The organism is Anaerosporobacter sp., from assembly GCF_965301125.1.
In genome coordinates, this window is record NZ_CBDLAM010000155.1 from 2,712 (window position 1) to 8,920 (window position 6,209).

Below are 6,209 nucleotides of genomic sequence, written 5' to 3' on the forward strand. Positions count from 1 at the left end.
CTACCATGGTGAGCAATATACCCTCGATATGAACATTAAGTTCTTACACAGTTATTTAACCAAGGTAAAGAAAGTGAAAAGGGACATACAAATCACTATTACATGATTTATATATCCCTATAACTTCATAAAAGCACAGAGGTTATTTACTTTAACATATTGGATTCTTAAGAATGCTTACGCTCCGCATTTTCGTTTTTCTTCATTTCTCGTTCAATCGATTGCAATGCCTCTGTTTTACTTCCAGTAGTGGATCGAATCGAGAAAGCAATGTTCACAATATGATCTGCTATTCTTTGCATTGAAAATAGAACGGAATAAATGCTTTTTGATACCTCAGCAGGGTACAGGCCGGAGCTTAGACGTACCACATGTTCGTTACGCGTAGAGGATATTAGTTTTTTAGTTTCCTTGTGAATGTTTGAAATTGTTTTGAAATTTTCGGTTCTACGCTTTGTAAACGCATCAAACCCTAAATCAAACATTTCGGATATGTACTTATAGATTTGGTTAAACTCTTCTTTGGTCTGATCTAAAAATTTTACATCATTTTCTTTCATATAGCTAGTTTCTTTTACCAAAAGTATCGCGTAATCGCCCAACCTCTCAATATCGTTTGTTACATGATGTAATCCGCCGATTAGTTTTTCGTCGCCATCGAATTTAGTAACTGATGAAATTTTGATGAAAAAGTTTGTGAGCTTATTTGTTAAGAAATCAATACGATATTCAACCTCGGCTATTTTTTTACTTTCACTCATATCTTCGTTGACCAATGAAGCATAAGAACGATCAAGGTTCTCCTTTGCAAGAGTTGCCATATCGTACAATTCCCTTACTCCTTGAGCTCTGCCAAGAGCCTCAGTTTACAAGCAACGCCCATCACTATATCTCACTACTTCCATCATCATTAGCTTATCTTTCACCAAACTTGTCACTAAATCGACTAACGGATCCATAAATATAAGCAACACTAAAGTGTAAATACTATTATAAATCAGGTTAAATGTTGCAAGACTAAACTGAGGTTTTCCAGGGAATAGACTTTCAAACATGTTGGTAATAGGTGTTCTGAAAAGAATCAGTATAATCGTAAATGTGACCGCACCAATTACGCTGGTAATCACATGGAATAATGCGATACGTTTCCCGTTGGCGTTCGTAGTCAGGGAGGCCATTATACCATCGCTACAGGTTCCTATATTTGCTCCCATCAATAAGAAAAACGATTGATCTATATTCTGGATAACTCCTGTAGCCAAGAAAGCAATAAAAACACCAGTTGCTGCCGTAGATGACTGTATGATGGCTGTAAAGAGAATTCCTAATATCACCAGCAAGATGGGATTTTGCATGATCTCAAATTTGAATACTTTAGAGAGTTCAATACTCAGCGTCGAATCTGCTCCACCTATTGCGGTTTCCATCACTTCCAAACCGATAAACAGCATTCCAAATCCGATTAAAAATGGCGCAATGTTATTAAGGGTTTCGTTACTAGTGGAAAAAATGATTAAGACACCAACGAACGCAACTGCTGCAAAAACAGAGCTTATGTTAAAGCTGCCTTTGCTGATACCTGAAAGGGCAAATATAAATGCTGTAAGAGTGGTTCCTACTTTTGCCCCTAAGATAAAACCTGAGCCCTGCTTAACTGTTACAATATTTGCATGAGCAAGTCCGACTGTCATGATCGAAGTGGCTGAAGAAGAATGGACAAGTGCGGTAGCCCCGATTCCGATTCCATAATTAAAGACTCTGTTTTTATTGATTTTTTTGAAAAGATTTCGTATTCCTGATCCTGCGCTTCGTTCCAAACCAGAGCTCATCTGCTTCATGCCAAACATAAATACAGCGACTCCACCTAACATAAGCATTAAATTCATTACAATTTCCATTTTATTTCTCCCTATATTTATTACTTTTTTTACTTAATTTTATGTAGCAGACATATCGTCTCAACATGTGATACTTAGGCTATTTCTTGAGCATATCCAGAAATCACCAAATTACTTTCTTATTCTTCTTTGAACTGTATTTCTTACTACAGCGATATGTACCGTCATCATCGGTGATGATATTGCTTCGCTTTTTCTTTTCTTCTTGCACCTCCCTGAACTTGCTCTCTGTAATAATCAGAGGATGACATTCCTTCATCTGATACTCATATTCCTGAGTGGCAGAATCCAAAAGTGTAACTATATATGAATACATTTTATCTACATTGTCCGAACTATTATAACACACTTTATTACTTATATTCTTCTTTTTTTTCAATTTTGGAATATTTTATTGTTGTACCCTGTTTTATATACGAAAATTAATTTATATGGATCGTTCTTTCCTTCATTATCAATTTCACCTTCTATTACCTTTTCTACAATACTTTCAAAAACATATCGAACAAATTTATCCACTATTTCATTGTACTGCAACCGTGACAATATAACGAAATAAGCCATGACAAATGTCATGGCTGTTTGTATTTGATGTTGCTATTTCTCTGGTTTTATAATAAGTATCGGGGCGTACCATAGCAAATACTGCTATGTAAATCTACTATCAATAAATTGATATATAATATGTATGCGTAAGTAGGTCAATTAGTAAAGTACTACTCCTTACTAATTATTCAAATAAACTTCCATCTAACAAGTCTTTTACTAATTGTAAGTAGGTATCTGTCTCTGCATTAATTGCATCAACATGTGCAACATCCTTAAAGACTTTTAGATACTTTTTATCTCCTGGTATTGTATTATACAAAGCTTCTGCATTTTCTTTTGGCACTACATTGTCTGCCTCACTCGTAATAAGCAAAGTAGGTATTGTGTTTTTACTCATTGACTGAACGCCATCTGCATCCTTCATTGTAAATCCGTACATATAATCCATGAATTTGTCACAGCACTCATAAGTATAATCAAGATTTTCAGGACTCACATATTGTAACATTCTAACATTTAGTATCATCTCCATACTAGCTACTGGACAGTCAAGTATCGCTGCATCTACTTTTTCATTGGCAATATCCGTACCAAGTGTATTTGCAACTACTGAACCACCATATGATGCACCGGAGATAATTATCTTCTGATCGCTTTCAATCTGCTTGTCGATATATTCAATACAGTCAAGTAAGTCATACTTTTCTAGAGCTCCAAAAGTGGTAAGTGGCGCCTTATTCTCTCCAGAATTACGCAGATCAAATGTTAATACATTAAATCCCATCTCAAGAAAATAATTAGCAATTCCTAAGTTTGATCTTCTTGTTCCACCTTGTCCATGCACGAATATAATAGTATCTCTGTTCTTATCTCCATCAACTATAATATAATCTGCTGGGATCTTATGTCCATCTAAAGATGATGGGATTTCAACTTCCTCTACTTGATACTTCTCTTGAAATGGCTTTAATGTATCATCATTAAGAACAGTATTATTATTCAGTTTTAGAAAGTATTTACAAGATGAAAGTGCTGTTTCGTATACCTCTACTCCATATTTCTCTATGAAACCATTTCTTTGTTCCTCTGTAATACCAAGATTTGCTTCAAACACCTCGTACACTTTAATTCTGTCCATTGCTTGATTTGAATTTTCCATTTCTTCTGTACCTTTATTCTCTGATTCTTCTACAGAAGTATCTTGTGCAGTTACTTCTGCCGTCTGTTGACTTGTATCTTCCACCTTATTATTTCTTTTTCCACTTGAACAACCAGTCAAACTACTAATCAAAACCATAACCATCATACCTACGATAATTTTTTTTCTCATGTTAATATCTTCTCCTTTCAAAATCTGGCGACTTATAAAAGACTATTGTCAATTAATCTCCGTGTTAAAAACCGACACACTATAACCGCCTTATTAACATGATAACCTTACCATATCGTGGTATTAGACACAATCTACCCTATTATGAAATGCACAAATTCAAATGTGAAATGCATCAATTGTTATGTTTTTTCTTAAAATTCTGAATTTCATTGGTTAATTTATGTGCTTCCAACATATTAAATATTGTAGTACATACAAACTCTAATATATATACCAGTGTAATAAGAATACCATACCTAATAATATCCGTTCTCTCTATCTCTCCAATAAAAATACCTAACGATATTACCAAAACTAGTATTAGTAAAAGTTGAATTCCTCTTCTAAAAATAATTTGTAAAAGAGACGGTTCTTTTCGGTAATAGGTGACACAACTAGGTAACGAACCAACGAATGCATATGCCATAATCTTGAAAAAAATATTTTTATCGATTATGATGTTTTGCATATTCCACACATTAGAAATTGCTATAACGAAAGAGATAAGGAAGTATACTACCAAAAATGTATGTAACATCCCTTTCAGCATCATTTTCTTATCTATACTCATTCTCCGTCCCCCCTTAATCTTTCGCGCAAGTTACTAACATATTTTCTAGTAATCATTACTCGTTCGCCATTACTTAATGTCACTGTAAATCTACCGTTCAAAGCTGGCTTGGCACTTTCAAGTTTTAGCATATTAATTACCGCTGATTTAGAAGCCCTTACAAAATATTGCTTTTGGTAACATTCCTCAAACTGATATAGTCTAAGTTTGAGTTCAATTACTCGATTTTCTAAATATGCAAATGTCTTATTGTCAACAGCCTCGACATAGTAAATTTCACTCAGTGGAATTCGAACTTTTTCTCCATTCTCTATTCCCTCTAAATATTCATTGATGTTCTGAATAAAACTAACGATATCATGAATTTTTTCTGTTACTGCATAGCATTCAACGATTACCCGCTCTTCAGTTTCTCTATCTATCTTTTGTACTATTACCCTCACACAAGGTTCCCTCCTTTGTCTTTTCTATATATAAGTACTTTCAGCATTATCGTGAAGATATATTATTGATGCCTTCTGATAAAGCTAACTCCTGATACTTAACCTCTGTTGTTAGATATAATTCTACAACATAAAGTTTATATTCAAAAGAGTATATTTGATTTTTCCTAAAACGTAGTAAGCCTTCACCACCTAAAGATTGATAATAGTGTACCCAGTTCAAAACTTGACGACGGTTTGTAACGCCATATTTCTCTGCCAAATATGAGTAACCACCTTCGCCATTCAAATTTGCATCAACAACCTGTTTCAAGGGTAATGCTGAAACAGGTAAATATCAATGCATAACACGCTGCGAATGAAGAAAGGAAAAAGGGATTATCAAATCGATTAACGACTTGACAATCCCTTCATTTTATTATTTTTACTAATATTCATCCCTATTCTGGTTTACGTTTTTATCCTCACTTGGGGTCCCATTTTGATTTGAGTAAGAATAATTGCCCGGTTGTACTGGATTAGCGTAATTCTGCCCAGTATAGCTATACCCATCTGATGGTTGGTAAGGTTGTTGAAATGGCATACTATAAATTTCACCAACAACATTTGAGTCCCTCATTCTGTTTTCTTTTAAGATCTTCATTCCATTTTCTTTTAATCCCTTTAAGCCAATGTCTAATAAACATAAATAATAGAAAGTGTTAATCTAGTCTAAAGGCGCTTGCTTACTAGCTTGCGCCTTACTTTAATCTACGATAATAACTTCTTAAGAGTTTCTAAACCAACCTTGCCATTTAACTCTAAAATCTTTTGTAACTCCATCGCCTATTCCTATTTGTTCTTCTATTATCATAAAATCATTAGCCCGTAATGGAACGTCTTGGTCACAAGGATATAAAAGTTACCCTTGGAACCTACGTATTTAATACTGATACCATGAAAAGCAACGCAGTGAATATATTTGAATCAGCTATTAACCAATAATTTGTCCACACTAAATATCTTATGTGGGCATGGCGTAGACAAATTATTGAATTTCCTATCTTAAATTTCTTAAAAGCCTTATTATAACTTACTTAACAGGCACACAGTCTCCACATGCACCGTCTGAGGAAACATGTCCACCGCACAAACCTTCTCCACCTTATATCCATTCTCCTGCAAGATCACTAAATCTCTAGCCAATGAAGTAGGCTTACACGAAATATACACCAGTCGATCCACCCCATAATTAATAATCTTATTCAACGCTTTAGGATGAATACCATCTCTTGGAGGATCAAGCACGATTAAGTCTGGTTTATCTTCGATATCATCGATGACTTTTAGTACATCGCCTGCGATGAATTCACAGTTATCAAGCTCGTTAAGCTTTG

The 6,209-nt window shown here is 34.5% G+C and carries 8 protein-coding genes and 1 pseudogene; all 9 read right to left on the reverse strand.

Annotated features, from left to right (window positions below; translation table 11 throughout):
- Positions 1–167: 167 nt before the first annotated feature.
- Positions 168–821: a PhoU domain-containing protein gene (locus ACW2QF_RS14870; RefSeq protein WP_455716803.1), complete on the reverse strand. Its 654-nt coding sequence runs from the start codon at positions 819–821 to the stop codon at positions 168–170.
- A 45-nt stretch (positions 822–866) separates the two neighbouring features.
- Positions 867–1,898, reverse strand: coding sequence for a Na/Pi cotransporter family protein (locus ACW2QF_RS14875; protein ID WP_455716796.1), 1,032 nt, complete (start codon positions 1,896–1,898; stop codon positions 867–869).
- A gap of 103 nt (positions 1,899–2,001) precedes the next feature.
- Positions 2,002–2,214 carry a hypothetical protein gene (locus tag ACW2QF_RS14880; RefSeq protein ID WP_455716797.1) on the reverse strand — a complete coding sequence of 71 codons (213 nt, stop codon included), beginning with the start codon at positions 2,212–2,214 and terminating at the stop codon, positions 2,002–2,004.
- Positions 2,215–2,628: 414 nt separating this feature from the next.
- Positions 2,629–3,777: an alpha/beta hydrolase gene (locus ACW2QF_RS14885; protein WP_455716798.1), complete on the reverse strand. Its 1,149-nt coding sequence runs from the start codon at positions 3,775–3,777 to the stop codon at positions 2,629–2,631.
- Between the two features lie 175 nt (positions 3,778–3,952).
- Positions 3,953–4,390, reverse strand: coding sequence for a hypothetical protein (locus ACW2QF_RS14890; protein WP_455716799.1), 438 nt, complete (start codon positions 4,388–4,390; stop codon positions 3,953–3,955).
- Positions 4,387–4,833: a LytTR family DNA-binding domain-containing protein gene (locus tag ACW2QF_RS14895; RefSeq protein ID WP_455716800.1), complete on the reverse strand. Its 447-nt coding sequence runs from the start codon at positions 4,831–4,833 to the stop codon at positions 4,387–4,389. Before ACW2QF_RS14895 ends, ACW2QF_RS14890 begins: the two co-directional genes overlap by 4 nt.
- Before the next feature lie 46 nt (positions 4,834–4,879).
- Entirely contained in the window at positions 4,880–5,095 is a 216-nt protein-coding gene (locus ACW2QF_RS14900; RefSeq protein ID WP_455716801.1) for a hypothetical protein, read from the reverse strand.
- Positions 5,096–5,260: 165 nt separating this feature from the next.
- On the reverse strand, positions 5,261–5,416 hold the full coding sequence (locus ACW2QF_RS14905) for a hypothetical protein (RefSeq protein ID WP_455716802.1): 156 nt from the start codon (positions 5,414–5,416) through the stop codon (positions 5,261–5,263).
- A 482-nt stretch (positions 5,417–5,898) separates the two neighbouring features.
- Positions 5,899–6,209: pseudogene (locus ACW2QF_RS14910) on the reverse strand (23S rRNA (uracil-5-)-methyltransferase RumA); the annotation flags it as partial.